The 16,096-nt window shown below is 48.6% G+C and carries 18 protein-coding genes; all 18 read right to left on the reverse strand.

The genetic code is table 11. The features are described 5' to 3' along the window. Window positions 1–7 precede the first annotated feature (7 nt). A complete protein-coding gene (gene rseP / locus L6H65_RS04750; protein WP_236339314.1) occupies window positions 8–1,285 on the reverse strand; it encodes an RIP metalloprotease RseP in 1,278 nt (425 codons plus the stop codon). Between the two features lie 80 nt (window positions 1,286–1,365). Then, entirely contained in the window at window positions 1,366–2,505 is a 1,140-nt protein-coding gene (locus tag L6H65_RS04755) for a 1-deoxy-D-xylulose-5-phosphate reductoisomerase (protein WP_236339316.1), read from the reverse strand. Window positions 2,506–2,520: 15 nt separating this feature from the next. After that, entirely contained in the window at window positions 2,521–3,318 is a 798-nt protein-coding gene (locus tag L6H65_RS04760) for a phosphatidate cytidylyltransferase (RefSeq protein WP_236339319.1), read from the reverse strand. A gap of 27 nt (window positions 3,319–3,345) precedes the next feature. Next, window positions 3,346–4,113, reverse strand: coding sequence for an undecaprenyl pyrophosphate synthase (gene uppS, locus L6H65_RS04765; protein WP_236339320.1), 768 nt, complete (start codon window positions 4,111–4,113; stop codon window positions 3,346–3,348). A gap of 73 nt (window positions 4,114–4,186) precedes the next feature. Beyond that, window positions 4,187–4,741, reverse strand: a complete 555-nt coding sequence (frr, locus tag L6H65_RS04770) for a ribosome recycling factor (protein ID WP_236339322.1) — start codon at window positions 4,739–4,741, stop codon at window positions 4,187–4,189. Beyond that, window positions 4,741–5,469, reverse strand: coding sequence for a UMP kinase (pyrH, locus tag L6H65_RS04775; RefSeq protein ID WP_236339323.1), 729 nt, complete (start codon window positions 5,467–5,469; stop codon window positions 4,741–4,743). The genes frr and pyrH overlap by 1 nt, the downstream gene beginning before the upstream one ends. 113 nt (window positions 5,470–5,582) lie before the next feature. Further along, entirely contained in the window at window positions 5,583–6,233 is a 651-nt protein-coding gene (gene tsf / locus L6H65_RS04780; RefSeq protein ID WP_219870508.1) for a translation elongation factor Ts, read from the reverse strand. Between the two features lie 105 nt (window positions 6,234–6,338). Further along, on the reverse strand, window positions 6,339–7,037 hold the full coding sequence (gene rpsB, locus L6H65_RS04785; protein WP_236339324.1) for a 30S ribosomal protein S2: 699 nt from the start codon (window positions 7,035–7,037) through the stop codon (window positions 6,339–6,341). A 1,019-nt stretch (window positions 7,038–8,056) separates the two neighbouring features. Then, window positions 8,057–8,755 carry a hypothetical protein gene (locus L6H65_RS04790; RefSeq protein WP_236339325.1) on the reverse strand — a complete coding sequence of 233 codons (699 nt, stop codon included), beginning with the start codon at window positions 8,753–8,755 and terminating at the stop codon, window positions 8,057–8,059. Continuing rightward, window positions 8,748–9,314: a DUF6115 domain-containing protein gene (locus L6H65_RS04795; protein WP_236339326.1), complete on the reverse strand. Its 567-nt coding sequence runs from the start codon at window positions 9,312–9,314 to the stop codon at window positions 8,748–8,750. The genes L6H65_RS04790 and L6H65_RS04795 overlap by 8 nt, the downstream gene beginning before the upstream one ends. Window positions 9,315–9,348: 34 nt before the next feature. After that, complete coding sequence (locus L6H65_RS04800; protein WP_236339327.1) at window positions 9,349–9,684, reverse strand: hypothetical protein; 336 nt, start codon at window positions 9,682–9,684, stop codon at window positions 9,349–9,351. A 31-nt stretch (window positions 9,685–9,715) separates the two neighbouring features. Next, on the reverse strand, window positions 9,716–11,122 hold the full coding sequence (locus tag L6H65_RS04805; protein WP_236339328.1) for a flagellar assembly protein A: 1,407 nt from the start codon (window positions 11,120–11,122) through the stop codon (window positions 9,716–9,718). 37 nt (window positions 11,123–11,159) lie between these two features. Next, window positions 11,160–11,945, reverse strand: coding sequence for a FliA/WhiG family RNA polymerase sigma factor (locus L6H65_RS04810; RefSeq protein WP_236339329.1), 786 nt, complete (start codon window positions 11,943–11,945; stop codon window positions 11,160–11,162). Window positions 11,946–11,950: 5 nt separating this feature from the next. Then, on the reverse strand, window positions 11,951–12,379 hold the full coding sequence (locus tag L6H65_RS04815) for a hypothetical protein (protein WP_236339330.1): 429 nt from the start codon (window positions 12,377–12,379) through the stop codon (window positions 11,951–11,953). A 1-nt stretch (window position 12,380) separates the two neighbouring features. Then, window positions 12,381–12,875 (reverse strand): chemotaxis protein CheD, encoded by a 495-nt coding sequence (locus L6H65_RS04820; RefSeq protein WP_236339331.1) that lies wholly within the window; start codon window positions 12,873–12,875, stop codon window positions 12,381–12,383. Next, window positions 12,872–13,492: a chemotaxis protein CheC gene (locus tag L6H65_RS04825; RefSeq protein WP_236339333.1), complete on the reverse strand. Its 621-nt coding sequence runs from the start codon at window positions 13,490–13,492 to the stop codon at window positions 12,872–12,874. Before L6H65_RS04825 ends, L6H65_RS04820 begins: the two co-directional genes overlap by 4 nt. Window positions 13,493–13,496: 4 nt before the next feature. Then, on the reverse strand, window positions 13,497–13,958 hold the full coding sequence (locus tag L6H65_RS04830) for a chemotaxis protein CheW (protein ID WP_236339335.1): 462 nt from the start codon (window positions 13,956–13,958) through the stop codon (window positions 13,497–13,499). A 13-nt stretch (window positions 13,959–13,971) separates the two neighbouring features. Next, window positions 13,972–16,068, reverse strand: a complete 2,097-nt coding sequence (locus tag L6H65_RS04835; protein ID WP_236339337.1) for a chemotaxis protein CheA — start codon at window positions 16,066–16,068, stop codon at window positions 13,972–13,974. Window positions 16,069–16,096 lie beyond the last annotated feature (28 nt).

The raw sequence follows: 16,096 nt of genomic DNA on the forward strand, positions 1-16,096 counted from the left end.
CCGACTATTACTCCCCTCTAACCAATCGAAGAATATCATTGTAAGTTACGGCTAGCATGAGCAGCATCAATAGGGCGAAGCCGATAAAATGCACCATGCTCTCACGGTTCGGATTAATCGGTTTCCTGCGCACCGCTTCAAGTCCCAGGAACAGCAAACGGCTTCCATCCAGTGCTGGAATAGGGAGCAGGTTGAATATTCCAAGATATAAGCTTAGCAGCGCAGCCCATCTCGTAAGCTCTGGAAATCCTTGCGCCGCAATTTCTCCAGTAACCTGCGCTGTCCGAACAGGACCGCCTAAATCATCCAGCTTGAAATCACCGATGATCAGCTTCTTAAACCCTTCAAAAATACTAATTGTCATTTGCTTCATATACCAACCTGATTCCTCGAAAGTCTCCAGGAAGGTTGCAGGTCGCGTTGGATATGCAGGCCCCACTCCTACTTTTCCAATGCCCGTTGTCTCTTCAGGCTTAGGCGTAATCGTTAGCTCAAGCTGTTGATTATCGCGAATTACCGTCCATTTCTGCGGCACATCCGGCGACTTTTTAATCATATCGACCATCTTATCCGCATCAATCCCAATCGGAACACCATTGATAGCTTGAATGACATCGCCTTCCTTGAGACCCGCAGCAGCAGCCGGCATCTCCTTATCGAGATAACCGACTAGCAGACGATCAGGATTCTCCATCGGAACGCCTTGCATGGTAATGTACAACGCGAATAAAACAAACGCGAGCACGAAGTTCATGACCGGTCCCGCAAAAATTGCCAGCGAACGCTGGCCGACCGTCTTGCTGCCGAACTGCCGGTTCAGAGGAGCAATCTGAGTCTCTTTCCCCTTTGCAATGAGAAGCGCTGCAGGATGAACGGGATACGTCTCTGAAACTCCGTCGGAGACAAGTGTCAATTGCAGCTTCTTCTCAATATCAATGGCCTCAACTTCACCGCGAACAACGTTGGCTCGCTCATCAAGGCGATCCAAATAGAACCGCGACACAGCATTGTCCTTCAATCGAACCGCTATCGTCTGGCCCGGTTGAACCTCTACAAGCTCGGGGTCCTCCCCCGCCATGCGGACATAACCTCCCGCTGGGATCAAGCGCAGTGTATAACGCGTTTCACCGCGTTTCACCGAGAATAGCTTGGGACCAAATCCGATTGCGAATTCCCTGACGAGAATTCCGGCACGTTTGGCAAAGTAATAGTGACCCCATTCATGGATCGTCACTATGACAAAAAAGACGAGTACCGTCATAAAGACGATTTGAACCATTTCCATCGTTATAGAGCCTCCTGTTTCGTAACGGCTTGTACTTAGATTATCATTATTCTCTCATTCGATACAAGAGAACCTGCGGACTAGATCGTGGCCGCTTCTTTTCTAGCCCATGCATCAACCTCTGCAATGGCCGCTACGTCAGGAAGATCTACGATGACATGCCTGCTTAGAACTTGTTCAATGACTCGTTCAATATCAAGAAAAGTGATTGCGCCATCCAGGAAACGGGCCACTGCCGTTTCATTGGCTGCATTAAAGACTGTCGGAGCAGAACGACCGGCTCTGCCGCTCTCATAAGCAAAGCGCAGACAAGGATAACGGTCAAAGTCCATCTCGCGAAAGCGAAGCGATCCCAGCTTGGCCAAATCCAGCGATTCTGTCGGTGTCGGTCTGCGATCTGGATAGGTCAGCGCGTACTGAATCGGCACTCTCATATCCGGCAGCCCAAGCTGGGCAACAATGCTGTTATCAACGAACTCCACATAGGAATGAATAATGCTCTCCGGATGGATCAGCACATCAATCTCATCATATTGGAGCCCGAACAACCATCTGGCTTCAATAACCTCAAGCCCTTTGTTCGCCATCGTCGCCGAATCGATCGTTATCTTCGCTCCCATCGACCAGTTGGGATGATTGAGCGCTTCCGCAACGGTTACGCCTTCAAGCTCTTCCCTTGTGCGATCGCGGAATGAACCGCCCGATGCTGTCAGTGTAATTCGTTTCACTTGAGCGCGGTTCTCGCCGTTCAGACATTGGAATATAGCCGAATGCTCACTGTCTATAGGCAGTATAGAGACACCCTTGTCTGCAGCGCTCTTCATGACAAGATGCCCTGCTGTTACCAGAGTCTCCTTATTCGCCAGACCAATGTTCTTCCCAGCTTCTATCGCTGCAAGCGTAGCGCTTAGCCCCCTGCTGCCAACAATTGCTGTAACAACTGTATCTGCATCCGTTGCTGCGGCAATCTCAATCAATCCTTGCTCCCCGTAAAGAACCCGCGTTCCGATCGGCAGATGGGGCTTTATATCATCAATTAGCGACTTTTCAGCCACACATACCGCTTTAGGACGGAATTGCTTCGCCTGCTCAATAAGCAGTTTAATATTGCTTCCTGCCGCAAGGCCATGAATCTCGTAAGCTTGAGGGTCATTGGCGACAACATCCAATGTCTGTGTGCCAATAGAGCCTGTAGAGCCGAGTATGGTTAATTTCTTCATTATCCACCTATCCTCCTAGCCAAGCGGCAGCAGCTCAGTTATTACCAACAGCGGGAACACGACCAGCCAGCTGTCGCAGCGGTCCAGAACACCACCATGACCAGGCAATAGCTGTCCGGTATCTTTAATGCCACGAATACGCTTGTAAGCCGATTGAATTAAATCGCCCAGTTGTCCCGCAACTGCAGCAATCAAACCAATCAACAGCGCATGTCCCAGCTCAATAGCTTCGGGAGCAGCCAATGGGAATATAGCCGCGACAGCCAGTGCGATCAGCACCCCGCCCAGCGAGCCTTCAATCGTTTTATTGGGACTGATAGACGGCCATAGCTTATGCTTGCCGATCGCTCGTCCAACAAAGTAAGCGCCGCTGTCCGACGCCCAGATCGCCCCGAACGCCATACAGGTCGTCAGCAAGCCGTGATCGGCTCCGTTGCGAACCTCAAACATCGCATAGAAGCCGTAACCGACATAGAGCGCGCCTAGCAGAATCAGGGCAGTTCCATCAATCGTAAACTTGTTCTTCGTCGTTACCGTCAGAACAAACAACAGAATGGCAAGCAGCCATATCACATGCAGGGCAGAAGGAGCTTGAAGCCCTAGATCATCCCACGGTATTAAAAGATACAGCATGCCGGCATATCCGATCAATGAAGCGGGATGATGCCACTTGAGACCATTCATTCGAATATATTCCCAGAATCCGATTATAGCCAGCAATACGAGCAGGCCATAAAAGAACCAGCCGCCCAGCACGGTCATTAGAATAAAAACAGCACCGCCGATGACGCCTGTTATTATACGTTGCTTCACTGCGTCAACACTCTCCTATAAAGCCAGCTATACACCGCCATATCGACGCACTCGACGCTGGTATTCGCGAACGGCTTCATAAAAATGTTCTTCTGTAAATTCAGGCCAGTAGACATCGGTAAACCACAATTCACTATAGGCAAGCTGCCAGAGCATGAAATTGCTTATTCGCAGCTCTCCGCTTGTGCGGATGAGCAGATCCGGATTAGGGATGCCCGCAGTAAGGAGACTGCCCTCCATATGGGTATCATTAATATCCCCTGGCAGCAGCCTTCCGGCCTGCACCTCTTCCCCAATCAGGCGAACAGCCTCAATCATTTCTTTCCTGCTGCCGTAATTAAGCGCAAAATTAAGAACCAGTCCCGTATTATTTGCTGTTTGCTTAATCGCCTCTTCGACAGCCCTTAATGTATGATCAGGCAGGTCTCCCTTATAGCCCATCATACGGACCTGTACATTCTTTTCTATCAATTCTTTCAACTCGATGGCAAGAAACTCTTGCGGAAGCTTCATAAGAAACTCAACTTCCGCCTTAGGTCTCTTCCAATTCTCTGTCGAAAACGCATATAACGTTAAATATTTGACACCTAGCCGGTCGGCAGCCATCGTAATCCGTTTGACTGTCTTCATTCCGGAATGGTGTCCGGCCATCCGCGGAAGACCGCGGCTCTTGGCCCACCTGCCGTTGCCATCCATAATAACTGCAATATGCTGCGGTATCTTGTCGGCGCTAAGCGCCTCCTCAGAAGCCGGCTTTGGCGTTCTTCCGAATAATGCTTTCAATCGCTGAAACACGTGCTTTACCTCCCACCGCTAACGTCAATTTATGCAACAAACCCCACCTGTTGGAGGGGCCGGTGAGCTTGCTTTATACTTCCATAATTTCTTTCTCTTTGGCTGCGAGCACTTTGTCTACTTCAGCGACAAACTTGTCTGTCGTCTTCTGTATATCGTCCTGATGCCGGCGGGACTCATCTTCGGAAATATCCGATTTCTCCAGCTTCTTAATATCATCATTGGCATCGCGGCGCACATTGCGGACAGCAACCTTCGCCTCTTCACCAAACTTCTTCGTCATCTTGACAAGCTCTGCACGCCGTTCTTCCGTCAATGCAGGAATGCCAATGCGAATCGTGCTGCCGTCATTAGACGGAGTCAGTCCAAGATCAGACTTCAGAATCGCTTTCTCTATAGCGCCAACCGATGTTTTATCCCACGGCTGAATAAGCAGCGTGCGGGTATCCGGCGTATTAATGTTCGCCAATTGGCTGACGGGCGTCATCGCCCCGTAATATTCAACTTGAACGCGATCGAGCAGTGCAGGAGTAGCACGGCCTGCACGAAGAGTTGAGAGATCGCGTTTTAATGCGCCGATCGCTTTCTCCATCCGATCCTCTGCGCTTTTTTTAATCGATTGCGGCATTAATCTACACTCCCTTTTACAATGGTTCCGATTTTTTCTCCTAGAACAACACGTTTAATGTTGCCTTGCTCCGTAATAGAGAATACGACTAGCGGAATATTGTTATCCATACAAAGTGAGGAGGCGGTTGAATCCATTACACCCAGATTGCGGTTCAACACATCGAGGTATGTAAGTGTTTCGAATTTCTCAGCGGTTGCATCCTTGAAAGGATCAGCTGAATATACGCCATCCACTTTATTCTTCGCCATCAGAATGACCTCTGCCTCAATTTCAGCAGCGCGCAGCGCAGCTGTCGTATCGGTTGAGAAGAACGGATTGCCCGTTCCGGCAGCGAAAATTACGACTCGGCCCTTCTCCAGATGGCGAATAGCACGACGGCGAATATAAGGCTCCGCAATTTGCTGCATCGCGATCGAGGTTTGTACGCGTGTTGGAACTTCAATCTGCTCCAGCGCATCCTGAAGCGCCAAAGAATTCATAACTGTTGCCAGCATGCCCATGTAATCGGCCGTCGCACGGTCAATCCCTTTGGCAGTCCCGGCTATGCCGCGCCATATGTTGCCGCCGCCGCACACAATCGCTACTTCCACATTTAATTCAACAACCTCTTTAACCTGCTCAGCTATCGACGATATAACAGCAGCATCGATTCCGTATCCATTATTGCCAGCAAGCGATTCACCGCTAACCTTAAGGACGATTCGTTTGTACACGGGACTTTGCAACGTGGTTTACCTCCATCTTTGACCTTGTTCATAGGCCGCATACTTTTTTATTCTAACCTTCTATTTAAACAAATAGGCGGGGCGGACGCCCCGCCCCGCCTTGTGCGTTCGGTTTACAGTTTTGCCTGAGACATAACTTCAGCAACGAAGTTGTCTTCTTTTTTCTCCAAGCCTTCGCCAAGCTCGTAACGAACAAAGCGACGGATCGAAATATTTTCACCGATTGTGCTGATTTTTTCGTTCAGCAGTTGAGCGATTGTTTTGTCTGGATCTTTGATGAAAGATTGCTCCAGCAAACAGAATTCCTCGTAGTATTTGCCAAGACGGCCTTCAACCATTTTCTCAACGATTTTCTCTGGCTTGCCTTCGTTCAAAGCTTGAGCTGTCAGAATCTCGCGCTCTTTGTCCAGCTCAGCTTGCGAAACTTCCTCACGGCTAACGAATTTCGGATTAGCCGCTGCGATTTGCATCGCAATATCACGAGCGAAGTCACGGAATTGATCCGTTTTGCCTACGAAGTCCGTTTCGCAGTTGATTTCCACGAGAACGCCGATACGGCCGCCCGCATGAATGTAAGATTCAACAACGCCCTCTGTAGCTACACGACCTGCTTTGTTAGCTGCAGCAGAAAGGCCTTTCTCGCGGAGAAGATCGATTGCTTTGGATACATCGCCATTCGTTTCATCAAGCGCTTTCTTGCAATCGAGCATGCCTGCACCTGTTTTTTCACGCAATTCTTTTACTGCACTCGCACTAACTGCCATGATGGAGACCTCCTAGTATCATCTATCGTATTCTCATTCGAAAAAAAGGGCGGTGAGAGGTTTATCACCTTCTGACCACCCTTCGTGTTGACTTATTAAGAACGACTATACAGTCGCTTGCTCGCCTTGATTAGCTTCCACGATTGCATCAGCCATCTTAGCTGTCAGCAATTTAACTGCGCGGATCGCGTCATCGTTACCCGGAATAACATAGTCAATCTCGTCCGGATCACAGTTGGTATCAACGATACCGACAATTGGGATGCCCAGTTTGCGAGCTTCTGCAACAGCGATACGCTCTTTACGAGGATCGATGATGAACAGCGCGCTTGGCAATCCTTTCATGCCTTTAATACCGCCGAGGAATTTTTCGAGGCGATCTTTCTCTTTGCGGAGAATGATAACTTCTTTCTTCGGCAATACGTTGAACGTACCGTCTTCTTCCCATCTTTCGAGCAATTTCAGACGGTCGATACGTTTTTGAATCGTTTGGAAGTTAGTCAGCGTTCCGCCGAGCCAACGTTGGTTAATGTAGAAGTTGCCGCAACGCTCTGCTTCTTCTTTAACCGAATCTTGAGCTTGCTTCTTGGTACCAACGAAGAGGATCGTACCGCCAGTGCCCGCTACATCGCGAACAAAGTTGTAAGCTTCCTCAACCTTCTTAACCGTCTTCTGCAAGTCAATAATGTAAATGCCGTTTCTTTCAGTGAAGATATAACGATCCATCTTAGGGTTCCAACGACGAGTCTGATGACCGAAGTGCACCCCAGCTTCTAGAAGCTGTTTCATGGAAATTACCGCCATCCTCACACACCTCCTGTACAATGGTTTTTTGGTTTCCTCCGCGAAAATCATTTTCCGTCAAAACTTCGACCGAGCCGAAGCACCCTTAACGAAATTATTTCGCGTGTGTTTTTAACACCGTCAATTACTATACCATAACTTGCATGCACGATGCAACAATCAAAGTAGGGATTGGGCACGTGAACGAATTGAACGTCAAAAGCGAAGGCTGTGCAGTCGTTCCCAGAATGCTAAACATCAACTTGTTTATGGTGAAATCCCATGAACAAAGACAAGCGCAACGCTAAATACCGCGTTACAGCGCGGAAACGTGGAAAGAAACACGCTGTAACGCTGAAAAATCCTCTTACAGATGATAAGGCAGCCCAGAATGCTCTTCGACTATCTCCATAAGACGGAAATATCGCGTTACAGCGCGGAAACGTGAAACGAAACGCGCTGTAACGCTGAAAAATCCTCTTACAGATGATAAGGCAGCCCAGAATGCTCTTTGGCTATCTCCATAAGACGGAAATATCGCGTTACAGCGCGGAATCGTGGAATGAAACGCGCTGTAACGCTGAAAAATCCTCTTACAGATGATAAGGCAGCCCAGAATACTCTTCGACTATCTCCATAAAGCGGAAATACATGGAAATACCATGTTACAGGCCGCGGAACTCTGTAAGCCTCAAAAATCGTCTTACAGATGGCAACGTGCGCAGCCCGTACATGCTGCTTGGGCTATCGCTGAAAGCGTGAAGTAGTTCCGCGTTACAGCATGTAAAGTGGGGAAATACGATGGTTTCGGGTTTAAGTACTGTTCGTTTAGTACTGTTCGTTTAGTACTGTTCGTTTCTTACTTCTAGAAATGCGGTGAAGGGGGGAGGAGTGGAGTGGGTGGAATCGTTCTGGAGAAGCGATAGCGTTCGCCTTTGTCTATGGATTTCTACCGCTGATCCATTATACATTCAAGAAATCCATAGACAACAGCGATCGGAAGAATGATCCACACGCGCAGCGGGGCCTACTTACCCGCATTACCCCCCATTCATTTCCTTGGCCGCAGCCTCAGGGTCCATCGGCTGTCCGGTAACGATTTTTTTCACCTGCTGCAAGGTTAAATCGCCCTCAAATGCAAAATAGCCTGCGCGTATTTTATTGCTTGCTTTACGCATCAGGGTTATAAATTGCTTCTGACTTTGAATAACGCCTTGCTTATGCAGCAACGCTGCAGTTTCGGTCAAATCCGACCCGGGAACGATGCGAACGATGATTCTCGATTGCTGCTTGGCAGCACCTGGTTCGGTTGTTGTTTTAGTAACACTGGAGTCAGCGGCAGCTTCCTGCTCCGCCGCTTTATTAGCCGCCTCTGACTTATCAGTCTGCGTCTGCTTGTCAGAAGAAGTGTTCTTATTGTCCTCAGACTTACCAGACTTTGTTGCCTCAGGCTGCGTTGACGCATCCTTCTGTTCATTATCCTGTCGTGCCTTCTCCTGTTCCTTTTCCTGCTGCTCTTGAGTCCGCTGCTGTTCTTCAGCTCTAACCCGCTTGCTCTCTTCTGCGAGCTTGCTGTCGAGCTCCTCTTGCGTGTACAGCTTGGAACCGGCAGAATCGATGTCCTTATTGTAGTTATCAAGACCTTCCGCCTGCTGCTGCCCAACAAGCATTAATTGAAGAAGAGCAGCTCCAACAATAAGTCCGATGCCTAATCCTAGCAGAAAGGGGCGTTTATTCATGACGATTCTCTTCCTCCTGCTTCGATAACTGGAGAATTAACTGAACTTCCCCTTTATTCATATTCATCCTCTTCGCAATGGCTTCTACCGATTTGCCGCTATCATGAAGTGTGAACAGCTCTGTATATCGACTGCGAATTGTCGCTGACCGGGGAGGGTCAACTGCTTCCGGCTCATGCATGCTAATCTGGGATTCAGTTTCAATCTCTTCACGGTCAGCTGCAACAGACTGCTGTGCCGCTTGGAAAGCTGCCACTGGCTGCTGAGCCTTCGCTTGCTCGGACAACGATTGCTGGAGCTCATTGCAGCGCTGCTCAAGCTGATTGATCCGCTCTTCACGCTCTTGCGCCTGCTGTTTGGCTTCCTTCTGAGCGCTTGTTACAAGCTCGACCATTTCGCGGTTGTCTGCTTCCATATTCTCCATGAATTGCTCCAGCGCTGTTTCCATGTTGCGAACAGTTGAGCTTTGCTCGTCTTTCTGCGCAGCTTTGCGTGGTGTGATCACCGCATATACAACAGCTACTGCTCCCAACAAAACGATCATATGCCATGGTTCCATTCATTTCACCTGCAATTCAATATTCGTTCGGCTGCTAAAGCGATATATCAATATGCTGCCCTTTAAAAGGATGCTGCGGCGATTGCGGCGTCTGTGTCTCGGCAGGCTCCTGCGAGTCTTCCGAATCTCCGGCGTTCTTGCGCCGCTTTGCATTCGATTCGGCTTCTCGCTGCTTATTGTCCTTAATGTTCAGTTTGTCGCTCTGTTCAACCGCACTATTCTTCCTGCGCATCAATTCTGTTTCTTTGACTGAAGCTTCCTCTAAACGGGTCTGGTCGGCAACAGGCTTATGCATCATTTGATTTTGCAGCGCAGCGACATCCGGCGTTCGCGGAATCGAAGCCTGCAGGTCAATCGATTTATAGGGCATCCGTTACTCCTCCCTTAATCCCAGTTTTCGATTATAGATACGGAACCATCATAATATCGCCTTCAGAATATCGGAAGGAAATGCGCTGCGTAGGATCTTTGACAAAACGGGTATATCGTCCGATGACGATTTTCGTGCCGCCATAAATCGTATTAAGCGCGTCTACTCTCGCTGTCTCCGTATCCTCCAGCGATTTCTCAATTTCAAGAACCCGCTCGCGCGATACGGACATTTCCTCCACAGCCTGACGTTTCGTCGCACCGAGCTTGATGCGCATTGCCAGCTTATCGGAAGGAAGCTGGCCCATTGCAGCAAGCTGATCCAACAATGTCAGCGCTTTCTCCGTCTTATCCAAATTGTCGTTCATCACCTTAAGATTCTGCCTCAGCTCAAGCAGTTCTGCACGCAGCTCTGGCCGGACACCGACTTCGATTGCCGTAGCCGTCGACATCGTATTGCCTATCGTCCGCGCGACTACCCGCTCGCCAGCCTGTATCATGCCGCCCACGATGAGTCCTTTGGTCCCGCTGCAAACAACATTTCTTCCGGCACGAACATGGGAATGCATAATACTTTGCGTAACAAGCACATCCTCGGCTGCGGTAACATTGCCATCCTGGATAAATGTGCTCTTCACATTTTTTCCAGCTCGTATAAATCCTTTATTGCTCGCCAGAATGCCTCCGGTAATTTCAATCGAGCCTTCGGACTCCAGCTCTGCGCCTTCAACACCGCCGATAACGCGAATATCTCCCGATGCCTTGATCCGAAAACCGGTTAACACATTGCCGCGTATGACGACTGTGCCAACAAAATCGATATTGCCGATATTATAATCAACATCACCGTTAACCTCATAAATAGGAAACACGTTGATTTTGTTTTTGTCCGTCATTGTAATAAGTCCGTCAATAGCTGCATAAAGTGCGGTTTGCTCTGGATTCAGGACGACATTCTTGCCTAATTTGAAAAAAGCCTCTTTACCATTCTTGCCCGGAATTACCTCTCCTGTTACGGCTACGCCAGACTTGCCCTCTGTAGCTGGTACCTTCTCTGCAATCAACTGACCGCGTCTCACGTTCTTAAGCTGCGTAATCTCTTTGAAGTCAACTTTACCGCCCTCAATTTCAACCGGCTTATGCTGCTCTTCCTTCATATCGTACGAGAAACGTATCGTACCGTCCTGTCCGCTGACTGCTGCTTCTCCTTGTGCAATAAGCGTCTGATTATTGAAGAATAAGCTTGGCTGGCTGGAAATATTGGCAATTACATTAGGCAGTAGTCCGTGGACTACGCCATTGCTTCTAACGAATTCTTCAAGCTGCTTGGCTGTCATGGTGAGATTCTCGTCCGCAACATTAAACCTGAGATGAGCTGTAAGCTTATCGGCTGATGTTTGGATTACGATGTAAGTTTCAAGCGTGTCATAAGTTGACATTGACGTCCCCCCCTTTCATAAATCTCTTTCACTTATTTTAATGCTGCATTAATTGATCCTTTTGCTTATCAAGAGCGCCGCGCAATCTTAGAATGGCTTTGGAATGAAGCTGCGAGATTCGTGAAGGCGACAAGCACATCACTTCGGCAATTTCGCTTAACGAAAGCTCTTCATAATAAAATAAGGAAATAACCGTTCTTTCCTTCTCTGTCAGCCGATCGATTCCGCGCACAAGCGATTCCTTCAAATAAAACTCATGCACCTTATAGTCCGGATTTTTGGCCTTCTCGTCAATCAATAAGGACAGCCGCGTTTCTGACTCTTCATCTTTAATTGGATCTTCGAGCGAGCAAACCGTTGTGACGGCTATTTCTTGCAGCATATGCCCGAATTCCTTCTCGCTAACATTCAAATATTCGCTAATCTCCGCATCAGAGACTGAACGAAGATACTGCTGCTCCAGAAGCTGATAGGCTTCCTCGATTTTTTTCGCTTTCTCCCGCACAGAACGCGGAACCCAATCCCCTTGACGCAATCCATCGATAATCGAACCTCTGATTCGCCAGGAAGCATAGGTTTCGAACTGAAGTCCGCGCCGGTAATCGAATTTCTCGATGGCATCGATTAATCCCATAACCCCGTTGCTGGCTAGATCGTCCTTAGAGACGTTCTTCGGCAAACCAATCGCCATCCGATTACTTACATAATCAACCAAAGATAAGTAATATTCGATAAGCCGTTTTTTCGCTTCAATGTCTCCGTCTTCTTTCCACTTCTGCCAGATCTCGATGTTAGACAAATGAGGTGTTTTCGGCTCTATCATTCAACTCACCCTCCCGTCAGGTGACGTACTGCTTTGGCCAATTCTTCAGGCTCTTTGTTTGGAGTCGATACGAGCTTCGGAGGAGTCAGCGGTTGAAAGCTCAACTGCTCTCCAGGCTCTAGCTGTACGTTCCCGTCCATTTGCTTTTTGAGTAAATCGTTCAATTCATCGCTTTGATCAGGTGTGGACATGTCCACTTGACTGCCTCTGGCCTCATCCTGAGGCTCAGGATGGTCAGTTGCGGCATTGCCGCCAGCATTCAAGATGAGAGCAAACACAGCACGAAATAAATACATGAGTACAAAAAATGCGATAAAGGCATATAAGGACCGCAAGCTAGTTACAGGCAGCCCATTACTGCCAAGTGAAAACATCAGCGTTAGCAAAGACCCGCAAATACCGAATGCAACGTTCCAACGCCAGGTTCCAATCATCTTAAATCTCCTTTATGCCAAGTTGGACGCTTCGTATGAGCAGAATACCTCTCGTACTGTCAAATTCGATCGTCCGTCCATAATTGCCGCCTGTATCTTCACCGAGCAAGGGAATATCGAGTCTCATAAGCATTTCTTTGCAGGATTCAACATTGCGCGGGCCGATTCTCATCGCATCACTTTGCATGGCGAAAGCGAACATTTGCGATCCTCCAGCCATCTTGGCAATAAGACGGCTCGTTGTTGCTCCTGCACCCTTCATTCGCTCGATAAGCTCCGGGATCGCGGTGTCTGCATACTTGGCTAGATTAATGGATGACTCCCGGGCAATTTCCGAAGATGGCAGCATTACATGTGCCATACCGGCAATCCTGCTGCGCTCATCGAACAGAATCAAACCGACACACGATCCGAGTCCGGTCGTCCTGAGCGTACCGCCATCGGAAGAAATATTCAAATCTGCCATGCCCACTTTCACCACGTTCTGTTGTATCATTCAGATGGCACTCCCAAAGAGCTGAAAATTTTGTCAAACGACTCAGGATCAGGAATAAGAAAGAAATGGCCTTCTAAATCTTCCCGGCCCTCAAAGAAGGTTGTATCAATCAACAATGCCGAATCTCCCATTTCCCCGTACTGCACAAGTCCATAGCTTAGAACAGCCCCAGCCATATCAACTGCTAACGCAGGTACAGTAGGCGACATGGACAGTTTGGTGAAATCTGCGAGAGAAGAGAGATAGGAGCCCGCTAATATATTGCCAATCTCGGACAGTGCGGAAAATTCCATTTCCGAATATCCCTGGCCATCTTGAGCTTCATAGGACAGCAAGCTATTTAACAGCTTCTTAGCGGAATCTTCTTTGATCAAAAAGAACATATTGCCGGGCGCATCGCCCTCAACCCGCAAAAATATTGCAACAACAACCTGTTCCAAACCGCCAACCTTATCTGCAACCTGCTCGAAAGGAATGAGGCTAACTGTCGGCACCTTCATATCAACCGGTTTGTCCAGAAGTCTGGATAGAGCAGTGGCCGCATTACCTGCTCCGATATTGCCGACTTCCTTCAAAACATCTAATTTGAAGCCCTCCAGCTTGGATAATGGATTCACAATGCTAATCCTCTAGATGTTCCAGCTGGATAATTTCATTTTTGTTCAACACTTCGGCCAAGTTAAGCATGATAAGCAAACGATTGTCTCCGATTTTGGCTACGCCGTGCAAATATTTGGCCTTAATCCCGCCAACTACTTCAGGTGGACTATCAATGGTATCGGTATCGATATCGATTACGTCATTGGCTGTATCCACAATGAATCCTACTTCCAGATCGTTGACTGCAACAATAATAATACGCGAGCTCTCGGTCTGTTCTGTCTCCGCCAAGTTGAATCGTCCGCGCAAATCAATAACGGGAAGCACAACTCCGCGCAGATTGATCACACCTTTAATGAAAGCCGGCGTCTTCGGCACACGCGTTATCGGAATCATTCGCTCGATTGTGCGAACCTTTTCCACTTCGATTCCATATTCTTCATTAGCAAGTCCAAAGACGATTACTTTAATTTCCTCACCCATGCGTTATCCCTCCTTATTTTATGAGAGCATTCGGATCGATAATTAGCGCCACTTGGCCATCGCCAAGAATTGTAGCACCAGATACTGCTGGAATATTCGTCAAGTATTTGCCAAGCGACTTCAGGACGATCTCGCTCTGACCGATAAATTCGTCCACCATAACAGCGCCAAGCTTGTCCCCTTTGCGAATAACGACGATCTCGGTTTCTGTTTCATTGTCTTCATTATAAGAAGGGGATTGCAGCACCTGGCTTAGTGATATGACCGATATCACATTGCCGCGATACTCAATCATCAGATTGCCATGAATGTTGCGAATTTGTTCCTTGCGGATAATGCCAGTTTCTACTATAGACGAGAGTGGAATCGCATATTTCTCTTCACCGAGCTTGACGAGCATCGCCGATATGATCGACAGCGTCAAAGGAAGCTGGATCGAGAATTTAGTCCCTCTTCCAGGCTCAGAATCAATGGTGACATTGCCGCCAAGAGAAGTGATCTTCGTTCGCACAACATCAAGCCCTACACCACGGCCGGATATATCGGATATTTTGTCTGCTGTACTAAAGCCAGGCGCGAAGATAAGCATATTAATCTCGCTATCCTCTAAACGCTTGGCCTCTTCGAGCGTGACGACGCCGTTCTTAATCGCGATTTCCTTAACCTTCTCGCGATTAATTCCCCGCCCATCCTCTTCCACCTCAATAAAGACATGGTTGCCGCTATGAAAGGCTCTTAAATGTACAATACCCGTTTCGGACTTGCCTGCAGCAATCCGATCCGCGATCGATTCAATGCCATGGTCCAACGAGTTGCGAAGCAAGTGTACGAGCGGATCACCAATTTCATCTATGACAGTCCGATCCAATTCTGTTTCAGCCCCGGTAATGATGAGCTCAACCTTTTTGTCCAACGTCTTGGCAAGATCCCGAATCATCCGCGGGAACCGGTTGAAGACGGATTCAACAGGGACCATCCGCAGCTTGAGCACGATATTCTGCAAATCGCCGCTAACGCGCGACATATGCTCCACTGTCTCAGACAATTCCGTGCTCTTCACTTCACTGGCCAGCTGCTCCAGACGAACACGGTCAATAAGCAGCTCGCTGAACAGATTCATTAGAGCGTCCAGCCGCTCGATATCAACACGGATCGTACGTGATGCTCCGCCTCCGGCTGCCGCCGGAGAATTAGGAGCGGCCGCCGGTGCAGCTGGTGCAGCAGTCGCCGCCGTCTGGGCGCGGGCCGTGCTCAGTTCCTGCTGGGCCGCAATCGTCTGCGGCTGCGCTGCAGCATTGCTCTGAGCTTCGGCTCCTGAGCTTGAGCCGCCACTGATTTCCTTCAAGGTTGTTTCATCAAGCGCTATAATCTCACAGCCCTGAATCTCAGACACCGATTCGATACCTTTTCGCAGCTCTTGCTCATTCACACTTGAAATGGTAAATACTGTGAATGAATGCTCGAATTTCTCCTGCTCGATATCCTGCACATTCGGAATCGACTTAACAACCTCACCATTGCGTTCCAGAAAGTCGAATACCATATATGCTCTCGCCGCTTTAAGCAAGCAATCCTCACGTATCGTTACGACAATATGATAGACCGAGTGGCCCGATTCAATGGACTGCAGCAGCACAGACGTTTGGAACTCATCCAGCAATGCCGCCCCGCCAGAGGCTCCGCCATTCGAAGCTGTGGAGGCCGCCGCCGGCTTTGCCTGTGACTGATGCTCGCCCTTCTCGATTGCTTTCAACGATGTTACGATAGCCGTTACATCCGCCTTGCCTGTTCCACCGCCGATAATATCCTGAACCATAGACTCCAGCGCGTCCAAGCCCTTAAACAGCGTATCGAATATAAAGCTATCCATCTTCAGCTTATTGTTACGTACCAGGTCCAATACGTTTTCCATTTCATGCGTCAATGATGCGAGATCTTCAAAACCCATGGTTGCCGACATGCCTTTAAGCGTATGAGCGGATCGAAAAATGTTCTGCACGATGCTCAGATCCTCCGGATCACTTTCCAGACGCAGCAGGTTTTCGTTTAGTGCTTGAAGATGATCGTTCGATTCATCAATGAACATCGATAAGTAAGCATTCATATCCATTTCCATACACCTCCTGTTTGAATGGTTG

The organism is Paenibacillus plantiphilus, from assembly GCF_927798095.1.
In the GTDB taxonomy this organism is placed as follows: domain Bacteria; phylum Bacillota; class Bacilli; order Paenibacillales; family Paenibacillaceae; genus Paenibacillus_Z; species Paenibacillus_Z plantiphilus.

What these genes read in the sequence shown, in the direction of transcription:
- rseP (WP_236339314.1), bottom strand. Translation starts at nt 1,285, where the DNA reads ATGGAAATGGTTCAAATCGTCTTTATGACGGTACTCGTCTTTTTTGTC.
- L6H65_RS04755 (WP_236339316.1), bottom strand. Translation starts at nt 2,505, where the DNA reads ATGAAGAAATTAACCATACTCGGCTCTACAGGCTCTATTGGCACACAG.
- frr (WP_236339322.1), bottom strand. Translation starts at nt 4,741, where the DNA reads ATGCCGCAATCGATTAAAAAAAGCGCAGAGGATCGGATGGAGAAAGCG.
- tsf (WP_219870508.1), bottom strand. Translation starts at nt 6,233, where the DNA reads ATGGCAGTTAGTGCGAGTGCAGTAAAAGAATTGCGTGAAAAAACAGGT.
- rpsB (WP_236339324.1), bottom strand. Translation starts at nt 7,037, where the DNA reads ATGGCGGTAATTTCCATGAAACAGCTTCTAGAAGCTGGGGTGCACTTC.
- L6H65_RS04790 (WP_236339325.1), bottom strand. Translation starts at nt 8,755, where the DNA reads ATGAATAAACGCCCCTTTCTGCTAGGATTAGGCATCGGACTTATTGTT.
- L6H65_RS04795 (WP_236339326.1), bottom strand. Translation starts at nt 9,314, where the DNA reads ATGGAACCATGGCATATGATCGTTTTGTTGGGAGCAGTAGCTGTTGTA.
- L6H65_RS04800 (WP_236339327.1), bottom strand. Translation starts at nt 9,684, where the DNA reads ATGCCCTATAAATCGATTGACCTGCAGGCTTCGATTCCGCGAACGCCG.
- L6H65_RS04805 (WP_236339328.1), bottom strand. Translation starts at nt 11,122, where the DNA reads ATGTCAACTTATGACACGCTTGAAACTTACATCGTAATCCAAACATCA.
- L6H65_RS04810 (WP_236339329.1), bottom strand. Translation starts at nt 11,945, where the DNA reads ATGATAGAGCCGAAAACACCTCATTTGTCTAACATCGAGATCTGGCAG.
- L6H65_RS04815 (WP_236339330.1), bottom strand. Translation starts at nt 12,379, where the DNA reads ATGATTGGAACCTGGCGTTGGAACGTTGCATTCGGTATTTGCGGGTCT.
- L6H65_RS04820 (WP_236339331.1), bottom strand. Translation starts at nt 12,875, where the DNA reads ATGATACAACAGAACGTGGTGAAAGTGGGCATGGCAGATTTGAATATT.
- L6H65_RS04830 (WP_236339335.1), bottom strand. Translation starts at nt 13,958, where the DNA reads ATGGGTGAGGAAATTAAAGTAATCGTCTTTGGACTTGCTAATGAAGAA.
- L6H65_RS04835 (WP_236339337.1), bottom strand. Translation starts at nt 16,068, where the DNA reads ATGGATATGAATGCTTACTTATCGATGTTCATTGATGAATCGAACGAT.